19 protein-coding genes are annotated in these 17,745 nt (G+C 44.8%); 10 read left to right on the top strand and 9 right to left on the bottom strand.

Translation table 11 applies throughout. From position 1 onward, the window contains the following. Window positions 1–47: 47 nt before the first annotated feature. Together DXD25_RS12290 and DXD25_RS12285 are read left to right on the top strand one after the other, a co-directional pair. A complete protein-coding gene (locus DXD25_RS12290) occupies window positions 48–464 on the top strand; it encodes a helix-turn-helix domain-containing protein (protein ID WP_117663763.1) in 417 nt (138 codons plus the stop codon). A 173-nt stretch (window positions 465–637) separates the two neighbouring features. Continuing rightward, the gene (locus DXD25_RS12285) at window positions 638–1,060 is read left to right on the top strand and encodes a transposase (protein WP_367379918.1); all 423 of its coding nucleotides are present in this window, start codon (window positions 638–640) and stop codon (window positions 1,058–1,060) included. Between the two features lie 562 nt (window positions 1,061–1,622). Here DXD25_RS12285 and DXD25_RS12275 read toward each other — a convergent pair. Further along, on the bottom strand, window positions 1,623–1,988 hold the full coding sequence (locus DXD25_RS12275; protein ID WP_147327908.1) for a hypothetical protein: 366 nt from the start codon (window positions 1,986–1,988) through the stop codon (window positions 1,623–1,625). A gap of 4 nt (window positions 1,989–1,992) precedes the next feature. After that, window positions 1,993–2,535: a hypothetical protein gene (locus DXD25_RS12270; RefSeq protein WP_117663760.1), complete on the bottom strand. Its 543-nt coding sequence runs from the start codon at window positions 2,533–2,535 to the stop codon at window positions 1,993–1,995. Between the two features lie 116 nt (window positions 2,536–2,651). On the opposite strand from DXD25_RS12270, the gene DXD25_RS12265 reads away from it, so the two are divergent. Beyond that, on the top strand, window positions 2,652–3,038 hold the full coding sequence (locus DXD25_RS12265; RefSeq protein ID WP_117663759.1) for a helix-turn-helix domain-containing protein: 387 nt from the start codon (window positions 2,652–2,654) through the stop codon (window positions 3,036–3,038). 202 nt (window positions 3,039–3,240) lie between these two features. Continuing rightward, window positions 3,241–3,660 (top strand): transposase, encoded by a 420-nt coding sequence (locus DXD25_RS12255; protein ID WP_370453421.1) that lies wholly within the window; start codon window positions 3,241–3,243, stop codon window positions 3,658–3,660. 519 nt (window positions 3,661–4,179) lie between these two features. On the opposite strand, the gene DXD25_RS12250 is transcribed toward DXD25_RS12255, so the two are convergent. Both DXD25_RS12250 and DXD25_RS16505 read right to left on the bottom strand, forming a co-directional pair. Continuing rightward, on the bottom strand, window positions 4,180–5,046 hold the full coding sequence (locus tag DXD25_RS12250; RefSeq protein WP_117663756.1) for an Rpn family recombination-promoting nuclease/putative transposase: 867 nt from the start codon (window positions 5,044–5,046) through the stop codon (window positions 4,180–4,182). Between the two features lie 73 nt (window positions 5,047–5,119). Further along, entirely contained in the window at window positions 5,120–5,437 is a 318-nt protein-coding gene (locus DXD25_RS16505) for a hypothetical protein (protein WP_147327907.1), read from the bottom strand. Window positions 5,438–5,456: 19 nt separating this feature from the next. Between DXD25_RS16505 and DXD25_RS12245 the strand changes: the two genes are divergently transcribed. The 6 genes from DXD25_RS12245 to DXD25_RS12220 all read left to right on the top strand — a co-directional run bounded on the left by DXD25_RS12245 (window position 5,457) and on the right by DXD25_RS12220 (window position 11,914). Next, entirely contained in the window at window positions 5,457–5,738 is a 282-nt protein-coding gene (locus DXD25_RS12245) for a DUF3127 domain-containing protein (RefSeq protein ID WP_117663755.1), read from the top strand. Window positions 5,739–5,861: 123 nt separating this feature from the next. After that, a complete protein-coding gene (locus DXD25_RS12240) occupies window positions 5,862–6,278 on the top strand; it encodes a hypothetical protein (protein ID WP_117663754.1) in 417 nt (138 codons plus the stop codon). Between the two features lie 45 nt (window positions 6,279–6,323). Next, window positions 6,324–8,888, top strand: coding sequence for a DUF3987 domain-containing protein (locus tag DXD25_RS12235; RefSeq protein ID WP_117663753.1), 2,565 nt, complete (start codon window positions 6,324–6,326; stop codon window positions 8,886–8,888). Window positions 8,889–9,016: 128 nt separating this feature from the next. Next, window positions 9,017–9,592 carry a hypothetical protein gene (locus DXD25_RS12230; RefSeq protein ID WP_117663752.1) on the top strand — a complete coding sequence of 192 codons (576 nt, stop codon included), beginning with the start codon at window positions 9,017–9,019 and terminating at the stop codon, window positions 9,590–9,592. Window positions 9,593–9,620: 28 nt separating this feature from the next. Further along, window positions 9,621–10,025, top strand: a complete 405-nt coding sequence (locus DXD25_RS12225) for an N-acetylmuramoyl-L-alanine amidase (RefSeq protein ID WP_117663751.1) — start codon at window positions 9,621–9,623, stop codon at window positions 10,023–10,025. A 326-nt stretch (window positions 10,026–10,351) separates the two neighbouring features. After that, window positions 10,352–11,914 carry an ATP-binding protein gene (locus DXD25_RS12220; protein WP_117663750.1) on the top strand — a complete coding sequence of 521 codons (1,563 nt, stop codon included), beginning with the start codon at window positions 10,352–10,354 and terminating at the stop codon, window positions 11,912–11,914. Window positions 11,915–12,025: 111 nt separating this feature from the next. Here DXD25_RS12220 and DXD25_RS12215 read toward each other — a convergent pair whose 3' ends face one another. Genes DXD25_RS12215 through hrpB form a run of 5 tightly spaced genes read right to left on the bottom strand, consistent with a single transcriptional unit; the run spans window position 12,026 to window position 17,718 of the window. After that, entirely contained in the window at window positions 12,026–13,300 is a 1,275-nt protein-coding gene (locus DXD25_RS12215; protein ID WP_233522305.1) for a dicarboxylate/amino acid:cation symporter, read from the bottom strand. 52 nt (window positions 13,301–13,352) lie between these two features. Continuing rightward, window positions 13,353–13,862, bottom strand: coding sequence for an HD domain-containing protein (locus tag DXD25_RS12210; RefSeq protein ID WP_117663748.1), 510 nt, complete (start codon window positions 13,860–13,862; stop codon window positions 13,353–13,355). 54 nt (window positions 13,863–13,916) lie between these two features. Continuing rightward, window positions 13,917–14,645 (bottom strand): sulfite exporter TauE/SafE family protein, encoded by a 729-nt coding sequence (locus DXD25_RS12205; protein ID WP_117663747.1) that lies wholly within the window; start codon window positions 14,643–14,645, stop codon window positions 13,917–13,919. A gap of 12 nt (window positions 14,646–14,657) precedes the next feature. Further along, complete coding sequence (locus DXD25_RS12200) at window positions 14,658–15,119, bottom strand: peroxiredoxin (RefSeq protein ID WP_117663746.1); 462 nt, start codon at window positions 15,117–15,119, stop codon at window positions 14,658–14,660. Window positions 15,120–15,159: 40 nt separating this feature from the next. Beyond that, window positions 15,160–17,718, bottom strand: a complete 2,559-nt coding sequence (gene hrpB / locus DXD25_RS12195; RefSeq protein WP_117663745.1) for an ATP-dependent helicase HrpB — start codon at window positions 17,716–17,718, stop codon at window positions 15,160–15,162. Between the last annotated feature and the right edge of the window lie 27 nt (window positions 17,719–17,745).

Raw genomic sequence — 17,745 nt, 5'->3', positions numbered from 1 at the left:
ATCAGTACTAATATGGTTCATTTTCCGTTTTATAGAAAAAGTAGATTATGAAACCAATAAAAGTACTTGAATTATCAGAGGTTGATCGCCTCAAATTAGAGAAAGGCTATCATAATGGCCCTACTCATAGTTTTCGTATCAGATGCAAATCCATATTGCTGAAGTCAGAAGGTAAATCAGCTCCCAAAATAGCAGAAATACTTGAGGTGACTGTTCCTACTGTCTACACATGGGTAAAACGTTATGAAGAAAATGGCATCAAAGGCTTGGAGACACGTCCTGGTCAGGGTCGAAAACCTATTATGGATTGTTCTGATGAAGAAGCAGTCCGCAAGGCAATTGAGGAAGACCGTCAGAGTGTGTCCAAAGCACGTGAGGCATGGCAGAATGCGACTGGTAAAGAAGCCAGTGACATTACCTTCAAACGTTTTTTAGAAACATTGGTGCAAGATATAAGCGTATAAGAAAACGCCCAAGGGGCAAACCCTCACCGCAGCTCTACGCATACAAGAAAGAGAAGTTGCAAGAACTTGAAGAACTTGATTCCAAAGGAGAACTTGTGCTATATTATGCCGACGAAAGCCATGTCTGTACAAATGGTTATGTTCCATATGGCTGACAATTCAAGAATGAGGATATTTACATTCCATCCGAGAAAGTAGCCTGGCTTAATATATTTGACATGATTACCCAAAGGAACCAGTATAAAGGCTTTACCACAAAAGAGTCCATCAACGCAGACAAGATTGTAGACTATCTTGACAGATTCTCTTTCAATGTAACGAAGAAGACTGTAATTGTCTTGGACAATGCTTCTGTTCATAGAAATCGGAAAGTGAAAGAACTGAGGAAAATTTGGGAGAAAAGAGGATTGTACCTCTTCTATCTTCTACCTTATTCTCCGGAACTTAATCCTGCCGAGATTCTTTGGCGTATACTTAAGGGTAAATGGATAAGACCGATAGATTACGAGACTACGGACTCGCTTTTCTATTGTACGAACATGGCCTTGGCATCTGTGGGTACGAATTTATTCGTGAATTATAGCTCATATTTATAAAATTAATTTTGAACAGTTACTTACCTGAAAACACGAGGGGTTTGGGGCGAGTAGCCCCCATAAAGGTATAAAAACATATAAAAGTTAAAAATAAAACTTATTATTCTTTATTAACACTTTTTTCTTTGAAAATAATACAGTATCTTTTCAATGAGCCAAGAACAGCTCATATTTCCTTTGAAGGCTATGATAATATTTCTTATCAATTTGATGTGGCAAGCCATAGCACAAAGCTTGTACACAAGGAAGATGGCAACAATTTTAGGGCTATAGGCATAATGAATACTGATGAGAAAACTGTGCCTGCATTGCAAAAGCATCAGAAAGCAAACATTAGAATTGTAATAAGCAACAAGACATTGTAGCAGCAAGTGTTTGGATAGACTTATACTCGAACACTTGTTGCTATCTCCATAAAGGATCGTTTTCCCATCTTTGTGGAAATCTACATATTCCTGAGTTTTATCGTTAATATTCAATCAGAAGTGAATAACTAAAATACAACCCATTTAACTCATGTGATATGAATCAAATGGATTGTAGATAAACCGAAAAATAGATATTATTGTATTCTGACTAAATCCCCATCATCAAAGCCGATTGTAACTATTTTACCAACAAACAAGGGTAGCTTGTAGGCATTTGCTGTAATGAAGTTGAAAATAATATTTTTGACCTTATATAGAATTTGTTTCCAGTTCATATTTTGAATACTCCCAGAGGCGAGCATTAAATATTTTCTATTTGGCTCAAAATCTATATCACAAGCCCAATCATCATCAGATTCATCATAAAATTTTGAACCTGTCAAATAAATGCAATATCCTTCTTCAGATTCAAAAAGTCCAAAATTGAACGCGACAATATCAGATGGCAATATTGTCTCATCATTGATTTGCTGAATCCAATGTCTTATTTCCTCTTCCATATAATCACTCCCCTCCACAATACACAGGCATAAATTCCAACCCTAAATCAAGCTTATTTTTTCGTATGCTTTTACGAACTTCATCAGATACGATGATATCATTTATAGCTGGCTGTGAATTAAAGACCTTTAAATCTTTTACCTTATTATAGTCAAGCTTCAATTTTATAACAGAATCTGTCCCTTCAACATATAAAGTATTTTTAGTATCTATGACATCAAAAATCTTTTTAAAATGCATAATATAGTACGTTTGTTCGCCATATATTTCACTTATAGCTCTAACCGGTAAAAATTCAACGTCATTACTAATACCTATAAAAGACTGCAATAAGTCTTTCAAATCTTGATTAACCATATTGGCTCCGCCTACACATAACTGAAATGGTCTATAAATTCCGTCTTTTAATTCAACAACAAGAGACTCCCAATTTTTGACTTCTTGTCCATCGACCGCTATAGGATATGGCCAACTTTTAGGAGAATATAGCACTCCTCCTTTTTTGTCGTTCCCTTTGACTATAAATCTATAAAATTTTGCATTCATATTCATTCCAATTTAAAATATTACAAATATACGTATTAATAAGTAAGTGATCTAAATTATTTATATATATATCAGTACTAATATGGTTAATTTTCTGTTTTATTGAAAAAAGAATTATGAAACCAATAAAAGTACTTGAATTATCAGAGGTTGATCGCCTCAAATTAGAGAAAGGCTATCATAATGGCCCTACTCATAGTTTTCGTATCAGATGCAAATCCATATTGCTGAAGTCAGAAGGTAAATCAGCTCCCCAAATAGCAGAAATGCTTGAGGTAACAGTACCTACTGTCTACGCATGGGTCAAACGTTATGAAGAAAATGGCATCAAAGGCTTGGAGACACGTCCTGGTCAGGGACGAAAGCCTATTATGGATTGTTCTGATGAAGAAGCAGTCCGCATGGCAATTGAGGAAGACCGTCAGAGTGTGTCCAAAGCACGTGAAGCATGGCAGAATGCGACTGGTAAAGAAACCAGTGACATTACTTTCAAACGTTTTTAGAAACATTTGTGCAAGATATAAGCGTATAAGAAAACGCCCAAGGGGCAAACCCTCACCGCAGCTCTACGCATACAAGAAAGAGAAGTTGCAAGAACTTGAAGAACTTGATTCCAAAGGAGAACTTGTGCTATATTATGCCGACGAAAGCCATGTCTGTACAAATGGTTATGTTCCATATGGCTGACAATTCAAGAATGAGGATATTTACATTCCATCCGAGAAAGTAGCCTGGCTTAATATATTTGACATGATTACCCAAAGGAACCAGTATAAAGGCTTTACCACAAAAGAGTCCATCAACGCAGACAAGATTGTAGACTATCTTGACAGATTCTCTTTCAATGTAACGAAGAAGACTGTAATTGTCTTGGACAATGCTTCTGTTCATAGAAATCAGAAAGTTAAAGAACTGAGAAAAATTTGGGAGAAAAGAGGATTGTTCCTCTTCTATCTTCCACCTTATTCTCCAGAACTTAATCCTGCCGAGATTCTTTGGCGTATACTTAAGGGCAAATGGATAAGACCGATAGATTACGAGACTACGGACTCGCTTTTCTATTGTACGAACAGGGCCTTGGCGTCTGTGGATACGAACTTATTCGTGAATTATTCATATTTATAAAATTAATTTTGAACAGTTACTTATAACTATTAGAGTTGCTCAATAGGTATCGAATCATCCTTCTCTTATAGTCATAACTATAAATCAATTTAATAGGAAGTGTCTTAATTGGATTAACACTTACATTTTGGGAATAAACATAAATATCTTTGTCTATTTTACTAGGCCCCCAAAAATCATAAGCACGTGACTCTATACTCTCTAAATTTACAAGACTTTGCGCCTTAATAGAAGAGTACGGTACAAATAAAAGGAGTATTAATTGCCATAAAATATACTTTTTCATATTTCTATACATGGGTCCACTTTAAAATGTGGATTCTATTTAAATTAAACAATAGCCTTGGGAGTTATATTCTGCCCTTGGCGTTAACTAACTCTGGCTAATAGTTAGTGTTCATTTGTTGGTCAAACAACTTTAGCACGCAACTACAGCCTTAAAAATGCCTCAAAATGGGACTATTCGCTCTTTGAACCACTTATTTTGCAATTTGGAGGCTTAATTTGAATAGAGATTTATCATTTTAGTTTCTCAATCTTACTTTTTGACAAATCTGTTATTTGCATAACTGTTTCTATATCCATGCCAGCATCCAACATCTTTTTTGCTATTTGGAGAGCTTTCGAGTTTTTACCTTCCTCACGCCCTTTTTCCAAAGCCGTATCTATAGAGTTCTTGACATCACGATACGCCTTCAAACTATCCTCATATTCTTTCAACTCTGTTGGGGTGAACTTTGCAATCTCGGCCTCCTCAAAGAGTTTAGTAAACACTTTCTCTTTCAAGGCAGCAGGACGCTCATCCAATCGGGAAAGGTTTTTCAACACATACAACCACTTATCATAAAGTGTGTCAAGTTCCTCCTCTGTCTTGTTGAACTTCGCTATCTCAACATACTTGAAAGAAAGTTTGTCATTAAAAACCTTATGAGTCTTCTTGTCAAGCAAGCCCACATCATGGTTGATATCATTCTTGTCAAATGCCTCTTCTTCCAAGTCGAAATTCAGCAGAGCAACAGTGTAAACATGTTCAAGCTTGAAGTTCCATTCAGCCCCCTTTGGAGCCTGTTCACGGATAGGAAAAGTAGAATAGAACAAAGAACGATCCTTGAAGTACTTCTGATAAGCATTCTGCATCTCAACGATGAACTTTTCACCACGCTCATTTTCGCAATATACATCAAAGATGGCCTTGCGCTCGGCAAAAACATCACCAACGTGCTCACTATTCAAGTACTTCACATCCTTGATGACCTGAAAACCATCAAACAGTGAATTCAAGAAATTGATGAGCAAATCCTTGTTAGGTTTTGTTCCAAAGATACGCTTAAAACCGAAATCGGTAAGCAAGCTAATATATCGTTCTTCTATCCGTTTCATATACATTTCCTTTTAAAACGTTTAACTGAATTGTAGTGCAAAAATAAGCATTTTTTTCGATTTATAAATATTTGGAGTGTTAAAATGTTGGTTGTGGGGGTGATTTTTCCCAAGATTCCTCCGATTTTTCCCAAGATTCCCAAGATTTTTCCCAACCTTGGGAAAAAATGAGGGATTTTTTGGGGGAAAGAGGAGTGATTTTTTGATTTTCTTTACTTTTTAACTTCCTTTTTGATTTTCTTCTTACTTTTTCCCAAGAAATGCCCGATTTTTCCCAAAATCGAGGGTTTTTCGGGGAAGTTGTGGGAAAAGGATTGTTTTGCCTTGTTTTCCGCAGTACTTTTGCAGCGTCGAAGAAACAAGACAACGCCGAAATGGTTTGGTGATCTTGAAACAACTTCCGACTACTTTATAATATGAATACTCAGATTATGAGAGTGGTGAAGCAGGGCGAGGCTTTCGCCGTGCAGAGCCAGAAGAGTGAGAACGGCCAGATGATGAAGTGCAACATCGTGTTGCAGGAGATGGGCGGCAAGTACGAGAACCAATATGCTGCGGCAATGTTGGGCAATATGGCGCAGTGTAAGTTTGCTCCGGGAGCACTGGTTGCAGTTACGCTGAGATTCACGGCTCGTGAGTATAATGGGCAGGTTTATCAGGATATCCTCGTTACGGATATTGAAAAAGTAAAAGGGTAAAAAAGTAAAAAGGTAAAAAGGGGGCAAAAGCCTTAATTATTAACTGAGTTGGGACTGCGGAGGATCTTCCATGGTAAAGCGCGCAAAAATCCACACGTTTCTTCTCGCAAATCAATTCAGAATATGAAGAAAAATGTAAACAATCAGCAGGTAAATAATCAGCAGGTTAATGGCCAGCAGGTGAATAATGGTAGCCAGCACGTGCAGCTGGGTGGTATGGCTTTCTACGATGAAAGCAAGTGTTTCCTCTTTGCTCCTAATGAGCATGGAGGGGGAGAGAAGGTGCTGGGATTCCGTTCGCAGGGCGTTGCCCAGCAGCTCTCGGATGGTACTTTTGATTTCGTGGTTAAACCACGAGTACGTTCTCAGTCTGTACTGATCAGAAAGCTGGCGCATGGACGATTGAGCAAGACCAAGGATGGAGCCATCCAGCTCACCCTGAAGGTGTTCTGCGATGAGGGAATCAATATCGGCAACGCTCTGGTGAAGGAGGCAGAAGAGGCTGCAGATGCTTTGGTAGAATATCAGTTGAAGCGATAAAATATATGGATGTTCAACTTAATAATAGTTAGTAGAAACACATAGATGAGCTGTTATTTGATAAGGGTGGAGAATGGGCACAAAGTTGCCCGCTCCATCACCTCGCAAGAGGAATATAAACTGATTCGTGGAAGCTACGAGCAGAAGGCGAACTTGCGACTGGCTCGCGAAGGAAATGATGGGGCGAAGCGAAGACTGGTGCAGTTTAATTATTCCGGACATTATCCGCAGGGGGTAGTGAAGGGAATGAAGCTGCCAAGCCGGGCTTTCGGCTTCGACCTGGACGATAAGCAGGATTTCGAGAAGGCGGCTAAGCTGATGCTGAAGGATCCTGATAAGTATGGACTGCTGATGCTGGAACGCAGCGCACGACAAGGTGGTCATGCGGTTTGCAAGCGAGAAATGGGCAAGACGATTCTCGAAAATCAGGTTAGAATCGCCAAGATGCTGGAGTGCGAGATGGATACTTCGGCTCACGATATTAATCGTGTCTATTTCACGACTTCTGCTGATGCAGACGATTTGCTTTATCTTTCGCCTGAACTCTTCAAGGATGATTACGATGAGGCTGCCGTGGCTGCTGAAGGCAAGGTATTGGAGGAGCGTGAGAAGTATGGACAGGAGGAACTTCCTCCGGGGGCGCACAAGGCTAACAAGCATTACAAGCCTTGGTTGGAGAATGAGGAAGAGAAGGCTTTGGATTCTCAGATGAATCAAGCGAATCTGAAGAATCAGAGTCAGAAGAACCAGGGAAATCAGCAGAATCCTCAAAAGGTTCAATCCTCTCAGAATCCTTCTAAGAATCAGGCTCAGCCTACTTCTTCATCATCATCCTCTTCTTCTTCATCACAATCCAGCAATGATTATCTCGGAATCCCATATTCCGAAATCATCTCGAAGTGGTGGCAGATGTATAATGACGGTCATGAGCCAGTTCGTTCCAACCGCAACACTTTGACCTTTGAGCTTGCCGTGAACCTTCGCCACATCTGTGGCTTCGACCGCAGCCTGATGGCTCAGATCATCCCCTGCTACGATGGTTTTCCCGAGCAGGAGAAGATGGCTTGCATCAACTCGGCGCTGAACGAGAAGATCACGCAAATGCCTAAGCGACTGAAAGATGTGCTTTCTGCTATCCGACAGGAGAGAATGAAGCTGGGGGCTGGAAAGGGCGGAAGTTCCGAAGGCAGCGATGCGCTGGTCAATGCGCTGGACGAGGCAAATGCCCAGGACGATTTGTTCTATTACAACGCATTGCCGAGAATGCCGCTGGGCGTGAGAGATTCGCTCAATGCGGTGGGACCAGCCCTGGCAATGCCCGTGATTACCGCCATCTGTCCGGCAATCGGAATGCTGGCTACGGGCGTCAAGGTCTCTGTTCACGGCAAGATGAACTCGCTGAACCTCATCTCCTACATCGCCGGAGATTTCGCATCCGGTAAGGGAAGCATTGACCCCGTGATTGATGCCTGGACTTCGGAAGTGAAGGATATGGACAAAATGTATCAGCAGAAGGAGGATGAATGGAGAGCCAAGAAGCGTGCGGCGAAGAACAAGAAGGAGCAGCCGGAAGAGCCGAAACTGCCTGTAAGATGTCTGACGCTGAACAACACTGTGGCGAATCTGGCAGAAAGATTGGCTAACACCGAAGGCAAGCACGCCTTCTCGTTTACACCTGAAGCTGACACCGTGGCGCAGAAATGGAAGTCGGCGATGAGCGACTTCTCCGTAATGCTCCGTCAGGCTTACGATGGTACTAGCTATGAGCGTGAGGCTAGAAGTGCAGAAGCTGTGAATGTACACATAGACAGACTGTTATGGAATGTAGTGATGTGTGGAACGCCTGATGCGCTTTACCGTGTGGTGAACAATTATACGGATGGTTTTCAGAGCCGTATTACCGTGGCTCGCACCCCGGACAATACGTTTACTCCGCTGACAGAAAATCTGTATGTGCTCACCGATCGCCAGCGCGACCGCATCATCCAGGTTGCCCATCTGCTGCCGCTGATGGAGGGAGAGGTGGAACTGCCCAAACTGGAAGCCAAGGGTAGGGAGTGGCTGGAACAGATTCGATTGGAGACAATGAAGAATGATGACAAGGTGAAAGCCCGTCAGCGTTTCCGTATCTGTCCTACCACGATGAGAATGATGACCTGCATCATGCTCTGCAAGGTGGCAGAGACGTTGATTCAGAAGCATGGTTTTCAGGGTGCAGAGAAGCTGTTGAAGCAGAATCCTGGGCTTTGGAAGGATTTGATAATCAAGATGCAGACGCCTACCATGCTCGCAGTGTTCAATGTTCTTGCAGATTACCAGTTGGACAATGCGCTCTACTTCTTCCGTAGTCGCATAGAGGACGCTTTCTCTTCGAGAGACTATTGCGGACAGATGCCGTATGATCGCACACATCGAGGCAAAAACGACTCTATCTTCGAACGTTTGGACACAACCTTCTCTTTCGAGCAAGCACAGCAGCAGAGCATTTCTGTGAAGGGTGCAAACACGACTCTCGAGGCGGTGAAGCAGATGCTGAAGAACTGGAAGCGACAGGGCTTGATAGTGGTGCTGCCAGATATGCGTTATCAGAAACTTTCATCCACCGTATAAAGAGTTTCATCTACCGTACAAACGGGTCATTTCGGGTCAAGGTCATTTCGGGTCATTTTGGTTTTTCAATACACCAACCCCCTTAATGACCTGCCCACAAGTATTAATTTTCTAAAAATATCATCATTATGAACATCGTTATATTTCGCCGTCGCTTCACTCCATGGAGTGTGGATGGCACATTGGTTATCAACGGAGTATTTTTCAGTGGCACCGTAGAACATCCTAAGAAATACATGGCTGCAGGCCGTTATAAGGTTGCACCCGTACCTATCAGATTCCAAAAGAAGATAGAGGTGGAAATCAAGGAGACGGAAGAGGAAAAAGAGAAGAACAAGGAAAAAGGCAAGAAGGAGGAGAAGAAGTTCAAGATTGAGATTGTAGAGGAGGTTAGAACCATGCCTGCGATTCTGCAGGAGAAAGGTCGAGTGTCGAAGACGCCTGTGCTTCGCAAGCCTTATATTATGCCAGGCTTTGGACCGCTTGCCTTGAAGTATGGAAGCATCGTGATGGGCAAGTCGTTGAAGACGGGACTTGTGGCTTACAACGAGGAGAAGTTCCAGGAGTTCTGCGACATGATCAGCGATGCTTTGCAGGAGAAGGAGCAAGTAACGTTGGTTATCAAGGACTGGGGGAAAGACGAGATTCCTAAGGAGTATATGATTGTTCTTCCTAATAATAATCTCAATCATACTGTCCAGTAATTATATTGTACATGTTAATTTATACATTATGCGTAAGATTAAGGAAATCATCATTCATTGTAGTGCGACCCGAGAAGGTCGCGACTACACCGTAGCCGACATCGACCGTTGGCATCGTGAGCGTGGGTTTTTCTGCATCGGTTATCATTTCGTGATTTACCGTGACGGAAGCATCCACGTGGGCAGATCAGTAGAAGAGGTGGGCGCCCACTGCAAGGGTCACAACACCGTGAGCATCGGAGTATGCTACATCGGCGGCTTATCCAAGGATGGCAAGCCGAAGGATACCCGAACCCCACAGCAGAAGGCGGCGCTGAAAGCGCTGATAGAGCAGCTGAAGGAGGAATATCCCGAGGCGACGGTTCATGGCCACAATGAGTTTGCCGCCAAAGATTGCCCTTGTTTCAATGTGAAGGAGGAGTTTATTCAGTAAAATAGCTAATTTTGGAACAGCAAATGAACTTTACCTTCATTTGCTGTTCTCAGTTCCATCGTTTACTCTTGTTGCAAGTGATGTGAAGCGGCATCGATAAAAATGCCTTCACACTTAAGTCTGTGAATATCAGTATATTGAAGTTGCTGTGAAAGGAGAAATGATTTTGTAATACAAATAAGAGTTTTCCATAGATATTCGATTACTTATTTAATACCCAAGAGTAGATTCTGGCAGAAATGTTTGGTGATTACGGAAAAAATGATTAGTTTTGCAGTTGAATAGGCTGATAGGTTGTTATCACCGGAAACTTAAAAGACAGAACAATGGCAGAATTGAAATTATATCCAGTAGGAATCCAGACATTCGAGGAAATAATCACTCGGAATCTTCTGTATGTAGATAAGACGGAATATGTCTATCGCATGACTCATAGCGGTGGCAAGCATTTCTTCTTAAGTCGTCCGCGCCGTTTCGGAAAGTCATTGCTTGTTTCAACATTCAAAAGCTATTTTCAAGGCAAAAAGGAACTCTTCAAAGGATTAGCCATCGAAAAGCTGGAAAATGAGTGGACGGAATATCCTGTACTGCATTTTAGTATGGCAGGAGGTAAGCACATGGAGAAAGACCAGCTGGAAAGATATCTGGGAAGGCGACTTGCTGAGCAGGAAAAGGTATGGGGTATTACATCTCCTGCAGTTGATGCGAACGACCGTCTCATTTCGCTTATCCAGACTGCTTATGAAAAGACAGGTAAGCAGGTTGTCGTACTGATTGATGAGTATGATGCACCTCTTCTTGACGTTGTTCATAGCGAGGTTAACTTGCCGGTGCTTCGCAATGTGATGCGCAATTTTTATAGTCCGTTGAAGGATTGTGAACCAATGCTCCGTTTTGTCTTCCTGACCGGTATTACGAAGTTCTCGCAATTGAGTATCTTTAGTGAACTGAATAACATTACGAATATAAGTATGCGTAATGACTATGCAGGAATCTGTGGTATTACCAAGGAAGAATTGGAGTCTCAGATGTCTGCGGATGTTGATGATCTAGCGAAAAAAATGGGCAAGAGTAGAGAGCAAGCATTGGAAGCTTTACGGGAGTTTTATGATGGATATCATTTTGCGGCGCAATCCCCTGATATATTCAATCCTTATAGTTTGCTGAATGCTATGGCTGCTGGTTGTTTGGATTATTATTGGTTCTCTTCAGGCACACCAACTTATCTGATAGAAATGCTCAAGAAATTCCAGGTTATGCCATCGGAGATTGGTAGTTGTGAAGCCGACCAGTCGGAGTTTGATGCACCAACAGAAGGTATGTCATCTGTTATGCCTTTATTGTATCAGAGTGGTTACATCACCATCAAGGGGTACGATCCGGAGACGGAACTCTATACCCTGGATATTCCTAACAAGGAGATTCGGGTAGGGCTATACCGTAGTCTCTTACCTAATTATATAGGTATGAATACGGTGAAGGGAACTACGACCATTGCCAAGATGTCAGCTCTTATCCGTCGCAACGATATGGATGGAGCCATGCAGATGCTTCAGGCTTATCTGGCCACGGTTCCGTATTGCAACAATGTTGACTCTGAGGGACATTATCAGCAGATGATGTATGTGATATTCTCTATTCTTGATAATTATGTAGATGTAGAAGTTCGCACTCCATCGGGAAGGGTGGATATGGTATTGAGAACTGCTACCCATCTTTATCTTTTTGAGTTGAAGCTCAATAAGGATGCTGATGCAGCGATGAAGCAGATCAATCTTAAGGAATATCCTAAGCGCTTCGCTTTAAGCGGCTTGCCAATCGTAAAGGTTGGGGTTAACTTTGATGTGGCAACGCATAATATTACAGATTGGAAGATAGAAGCGGAGTAAAATGGGTGGTATCCTGGCTCAGGGGAGATAGTCCGTGGATAGACAACCTCCCTTGAGCCTCATCACCACAGGTTGATATTCTATTTTATATGCTAGGTGTTTATTCTATATTTACTGGTCTTTCAAGTCCTTATCTACCATAGCGCAGACACAGGAGTCTGACCATACATTCTCTGCCGTTTCTATCATGTCGATAATGGTATAGATTGGCAGGATGATACCCATGATGCCGATAGGAGCATTGATGCCGGACATCAGAGATAGGGTCAGAAAATAACATCCCATCGGCACTCCTGCATTACCCACTGCTGAGATAACTGAAATGAAGAGCCAGAGAATCATCGTAGTCCAAGGTAAAGGCATTCCTCCATTCTGCATCAGGAATAAGGAAGTTACGAGGATAAACGCAGCGCAACCATTCATGTTGATGGTAGTACAGATAGGCAATACGAAGCGGGAAACCTGATTGGAAACTCCCAGTCTGTCTTCTGCTGTCTGCATAGTCACCGGCAACGTCGCAGCCGAACTTTTTGTAAACAGAGCCATCAATACTGCCGGCATCATCTTCCCCAGTGTACGCACAGGGTTCAAGCCTCTTGCCAAGAGGAAGAGCGGGAGAATGATGAAGAACTGAATGACATTACCTCCCAGGATAACAGCTACGTACTTTCCTAGAGAAGCCATCACGATACCCGCAGAGAACTGGGCTGAGAGTTGTGCTGCAAAGGCAACGATACCCAGAGGCAGAGCCCAGATTAATCCATGAATCAGCATGAAGAGCAGATCCTGCAATCCAAACAATCCTTTCATCACGACGTCTTTCTTATCGCTTGATGGCATTTTGGTTAAAGCAATACCTGCAGCTGCCGCCAAAATCAGGATGGAGAGTACATTTCCTTCGGCAAACGGCTTGATGATGTTGTTAGGTATTACCCCAAGAATATGGTCATAATAGCTGGTTTCTCCCAGCTTTTGGGGAACATCTGCCATACCGCTCTGTACCAAGGCTGTAGGTAAATTGCCTGGAGAAACGATGTTGTAGAGCACCAGTCCCACTGCCGCAGCTGCTATTGTCGTGAGCAGGGTGTAGGTGATGGCGTGGCGGAATATCTTACCGGTATCTGCCTGGTTGCCCAAGGATGCCAGGGTTGTGATGACAGCCAAGGCTATGGTTGGTACTGCAAGAAGCTGGAATAAGCGGGTATAGACCGTGGCGATGAAATTCATCAGGCCATCCAGCCAGCTGATGCCGAACATACCCAAAACTGCGCCTACTATCAAAGCGCCAATCCATAGTACCAGCTGCCGAGTTTGCTTATTCTTCACTCCTTTTTGCTTACTGCTGCCAGCATTGCTATCCGGCTGTCTATTTCCAATATCATTCATTGTTTTTAGCATGATTTTAAACAGTTATTTTTTTTAGGTAAAAGTATTCTCCTTATTCCAACCCCCACATATCATTCAGCATTCTGATGGCTGACTCCGAGCGGAATACATGGTCGCGGAAGGTGATGATGCCTTCGGGGGCAAGGTGGGCTTCGAAGGAATTGACCAGAAAATCTGCTTCGAGCAGAATGCGATGGTCGAGGCTGGTTACATCCTTATAAGTATGATGATGGGCAATGAGCCAGCAGATTCTTTCTGTCTGCGCGGCTGTGAATCCATCTACTTCTGACAGTACTTTTCTTGCCTCATCAGGACCCAGTTCTTCCTGGTGCTTACCGTCGCAGTTGCCGTATCTGGCTTGTGAAACGTGAATGCCTACATCGTGAAGAATGGCTGCTGCTTCGAGCACGAAGAGGTCTTCCTGGTTCATTCCCTCTGCTATCGCTATCATACGGGCAAAGTCGTGCACCTTTACGAAATGTTGGATGCGTGGCGCATCGCCACCATCATACTTTATCATCGCCATCATCAGTTGGGCGAGTATCAATTCCTTGTTTGTCATAATCTTATGTTTTAATTTTTTTTTCTTATTTCAATTACCTATAGCCTCCATACGCTACGCCCCCAGAAGGAAGGTTAATCCGCTGATTCCGATATAGGCATAGATGATGTATTTGAGCAGGGAGCCGCTGAGGTGCCTGAACACCCAGGAGCCTATCAGGTTGCCAATGAAGACTCCTGCTATTCCATACACATAACCTATGGAGACCGTGGTGGTGAAGAAACCGTTGTAGGCTCTTGCCAGTGTCATCATCAGATTGCCTGCCAGGAAATAGGTCTGCGTCATCGCCAGATAGCGATCCTTGTCGGGCTCTGAACTGACGAAGTAGAGCACGGCTGGTGGTCCCTGCATTCCGAAGAATCCTCCCATCAGTCCGCTCAATGTTCCTGCCGTAACCTGCACTGGAAGCGTTGTCTTCACCTTGATGCGCTTGCTGAAGAAGGTGAAGTAGATGCTCACGATAATCAGCGTAATGCCTAGCAATATGTTCAGAATATGATATTCCATCCGCCGGAGCACAAAGATGGCTCCGATGGAAATGATGATGAAGGTGAACAGAATGGGCAGCAGCCGCCTCCAGGTGATGTACTTGTATTTCTGAATGACGATGATCAGCGAGGTGGTCATCGCCAGGATGCCTGAGAGGGTTGTTGCCTCACCGTAAGAGGGCATGATGGAGGGGAGCATCGTCATGATGAAGATGCCAAAACCGAAGCCAGTGGTGCGTTGCACAAAACTGGCTCCGATGCTCAACAGAAAAAGTTCGATGACAATATTGTCCATTCTGCTGTAGGCTTATTGATGGATGTAATCCAGAATCTGCTCTGCATGAATCTTGGTCTTGATCTCCTTTGGAGTGAAGATCTTCTCGATGACGCCTTCTTCGTTGACAAGATAGGTGGTGCGGAGGATTCCGATGGTCTTTCTGCCGCAGGTTACCTTCTCGCCCCAGCAGCCGAGTTCCTGCAAAAGGGTGGTCTCGGTATCGGCAATAAGTGGGAACTGCAGACCCTTGGTTTCAGAAAACTTCTTCTGCAGCGCCTGCTTGTCCTTGCTCACGCCGATAATCTCGTAACCGGCTGCTGCCAGTTCCTCCTTATGAGCCTGCAGAGAGCAGGCTTCGGCAGTGCATCCGCTGGTGTTAGCCTTCGGATAACTGTAGAGCACGAGCTTGCGACCACGATAGTCGCTTGCCTTGATTTCACGTCCGTCCTGGTCTATGCCAAGAATCTCTGGTATTTTATCTCCTACATTCATAATTATATATTATTTAAAAGTTATACTATTCTTCTATCTATTATTTCTTCCTTTTCACCCCTCTTACTGCCTCACTTTCCAATGGATTCTCGGGCCAGAAGTGCTTGGGGTAGCGGCGCTTCAGCTCCTTGCGCACCTCGAAATAGGTGGATTGCCAAAAACTGGCGAGGTCCTGCGTAAGCTGAACGGGCTTGAAACCCGGAGAGAGCAACTCCAGCAACAGAGGCTGTCTGCCATCATCAACAGCTGGCGTCTGAGTCATTCCGAAGCATTCCTGCAGACGGACACTGAGGATGGGAGCCTCGGCTCCCTGGCGATAGTCGATGCGGATATGACTGCCCGATGGAACCACGATGTGGGTGGGTGCGAGGCGGTCTATCTCCTGCTGCTGCTCGTATGGAATCTGTGCCCAGAGTATTTCCGGGAGATTGAGCTTCCTGAGTTCGGTGGTGCTCGTCTTGAGCTTTCCGCCCTGTTCCAGATAGAAGGGCAACCATTCGGCGGCTGTCTCCATCAGGTGCGCGGTGGACAGATCGGGCAACTCCATTTCCGGATGCCACTCTCTTACCTTCGCCACTCTCCGCTGCAACCGCTGAACGTCTTCGTTCCAATCCAGCATGCTGAGTCCTTCCTTCCGGATGGCGGTGCAGAGAATATGGATAATCTGCTGTTTGTCGGCATCCTGGAGTGGTTTGCTATCCACCACAAGGGTTCCGATGCGTCGCTCTCTCTGCATCCTGATCATTCCCGCCTTACTGTCCCACGAGACGTTGTCGAACTCGTGGGTAGGGAGGTCGTTGATGTTTACGGGAGCCGAGAGAAACACCCTGCCTGCCTTTCCTGAAGATGGAAGCGGGGTGGAAGCATTCGTGCCCGACGGTTGGGCAGATACATTGAGCGAGGCGATGGCGAGCCATTGCTGTGCCGACATCACATCGCTTGAATCGATGAAGAGCGTCTTTCCGTTCGACATTCTGAAATGTCCGATATTATCGATGGCCATGGCGATGCGCTCAGGATAGGCTAGGGCAATCAGTCTGCCCACCTCCTCTGCATCCACCGGCTCATTGTCTTCCTTCACCTTGAGCATCCTTCGGTATTCCTGGGCAATCTGGGCGATGCGAGCCCATCTGCCCAGACTGTTTTTCTGTCGCTGCGAACGGAGGATGGAGAGGCGCTGCGCCATGTCCGAATCCTCTGCGTCGCTCATCGGGTCTTTCTCTTCCAGCAGGGCGACTACATCGCAGGCTAGAGCTTTGAGTGCAGAAGTTTCTGAGCTCATCATCATCTTGGCGATGCGTGGATGACAAGGCAATGTTGCCATCTTCCTGCCCAATGGGGTGATGCTGCCATCCGGTTCTATCGCTTCAAGAGAAAGAAGCAATTCCTTGGCATTGAGAAGGTTACTGCTTGATGGTGGGGTAAGCCAGAGCAGCGACTGGGGATTGTTCTCGCCAAAGGCTGCAATATCGAGTACCATCGACGTAAGATCGGCTTCTTCTATTTCCGGTCGGCGCTGGTCTTCCATCAGATGTTCCGAGGTCTGAGTCCACAACCGGTAGCAGATTCCTTCAGCCACTCGTCCGGCTCGTCCTTTTCTCTGGGTTGCCATATCCTTGCTGATGGTTACGGTTTCCAGGTGGCTCAATCCCGTTCGGGCATTGTAAACCAGTTTTCGGCAAAGTCCGGAATCCACCACGATCCTCACACCTTCGATGGTAAGTGAGGTTTCTGCGATAGGTGTGGCGAGCACAATTTTCCTTTCTCCCTCTTTCGAAGGGGCTATGGCGAGGCGCTGCTTCTCGGGTGGAAGATTGCCGTAGAGCGGATAAACCTGAGGAACGGAAAGTTCAGCTGAAGCCCTGCTGAGGCTTGCATCCAATATCTCCTTGCATTTCAGAATCTCCGACTGTCCAGGAAGGAAAGCAAGAATATCTCCCTCGTTCCTATCTGCTGCCTTGAGGATGGTTGTCGCCACCTCTTTATATATATCGTATCGCGCAATGTCGGTCTCTGAATAAACGGTCTCTACGGGGAACATCCGTCCTTCGCTCTCTATCAATGGCGCCTGAAGAGCCTCGCAGATGGCAGTAGCATCGATGGTAGCCGACATGATGATGATCTTCAAATCGGGTCGGATGATTTCCTGTGCCTGTCGGGTGAGTGCTAGCGACAGGTCGGAGTTGATGCTTCGCTCGTGAAACTCATCGAAGATGACGGCGCTCACTCCTTCGAGCGTGGCATCATGGATGAGCATTCGGGTAAGTATTCCCTCGGTGAGCACCTCGATGCGGGTTTCTGAAGAAACCTTGTTCTCGAAGCGTACCCGATAACCCACGGTCTTGCCCACGGGTTCGCCCAAGATGCTTGCCATTCGTTCAGCTATCTGACGGGCAGCAAGGCGGCGTGGTTCCAGCATCAGAATCTTTCCCTGTGGGGTGGCTCCGAGGAGGGTGAGTGGGAGTATGGTGGATTTTCCGGCTCCCGGCGGAGCGGTAACAACAAGGTTTGCCGACTCCTTCAGGGTGCTGTTGATGGCGTCGGCTATCTGGAAGGCAGGAAGATGACCTGCCTGCTGTTTGATTCTATCGTAATTCATACTGCAAAGATACACATTATTTTTGTG

It is taken from the genome of Prevotella sp. TF12-30, from assembly GCF_003436715.1.
GTDB lineage: Bacteria > Bacteroidota > Bacteroidia > Bacteroidales > Bacteroidaceae > Prevotella > Prevotella copri_A.
This window is presented reverse-complemented; position numbering and strand designations above follow the sequence as displayed.

Coding starts and splice junctions, on each gene's coding strand:
- DXD25_RS12265 (WP_117663759.1), top strand. CDS start 2,652: ATGAAACCAATAAAAGTACTTGAATTATCAGAGGTTGATCGCCTCAAA.
- DXD25_RS12270 (WP_117663760.1), bottom strand. CDS start 2,535: ATGAATGCAAAATTTTATAGATTTATAGTCAAAGGGAACGACAAAAAA.
- DXD25_RS12200 (WP_117663746.1), bottom strand. CDS start 15,119: ATGAATGTAGGAGATAAAATACCAGAGATTCTTGGCATAGACCAGGAC.
- DXD25_RS12225 (WP_117663751.1), top strand. CDS start 9,621: ATGCGTAAGATTAAGGAAATCATCATTCATTGTAGTGCGACCCGAGAA.
- DXD25_RS12220 (WP_117663750.1), top strand. CDS start 10,352: ATGGCAGAATTGAAATTATATCCAGTAGGAATCCAGACATTCGAGGAA.
- DXD25_RS12245 (WP_117663755.1), top strand. CDS start 5,457: ATGAATACTCAGATTATGAGAGTGGTGAAGCAGGGCGAGGCTTTCGCC.
- DXD25_RS12210 (WP_117663748.1), bottom strand. CDS start 13,862: ATGACAAACAAGGAATTGATACTCGCCCAACTGATGATGGCGATGATA.
- DXD25_RS12230 (WP_117663752.1), top strand. CDS start 9,017: ATGAACATCGTTATATTTCGCCGTCGCTTCACTCCATGGAGTGTGGAT.
- DXD25_RS12235 (WP_117663753.1), top strand. CDS start 6,324: ATGAGCTGTTATTTGATAAGGGTGGAGAATGGGCACAAAGTTGCCCGC.
- DXD25_RS12290 (WP_117663763.1), top strand. CDS start 48: ATGAAACCAATAAAAGTACTTGAATTATCAGAGGTTGATCGCCTCAAA.
- hrpB (WP_117663745.1), bottom strand. CDS start 17,718: ATGAATTACGATAGAATCAAACAGCAGGCAGGTCATCTTCCTGCCTTC.
- DXD25_RS12275 (WP_147327908.1), bottom strand. CDS start 1,988: ATGGAAGAGGAAATAAGACATTGGATTCAGCAAATCAATGATGAGACA.
- DXD25_RS12250 (WP_117663756.1), bottom strand. CDS start 5,046: ATGTATATGAAACGGATAGAAGAACGATATATTAGCTTGCTTACCGAT.
- DXD25_RS12205 (WP_117663747.1), bottom strand. CDS start 14,645: ATGGACAATATTGTCATCGAACTTTTTCTGTTGAGCATCGGAGCCAGT.
- DXD25_RS12215 (WP_233522305.1), bottom strand. CDS start 13,300: ATGAATGATATTGGAAATAGACAGCCGGATAGCAATGCTGGCAGCAGT.
- DXD25_RS12240 (WP_117663754.1), top strand. CDS start 5,862: ATGAAGAAAAATGTAAACAATCAGCAGGTAAATAATCAGCAGGTTAAT.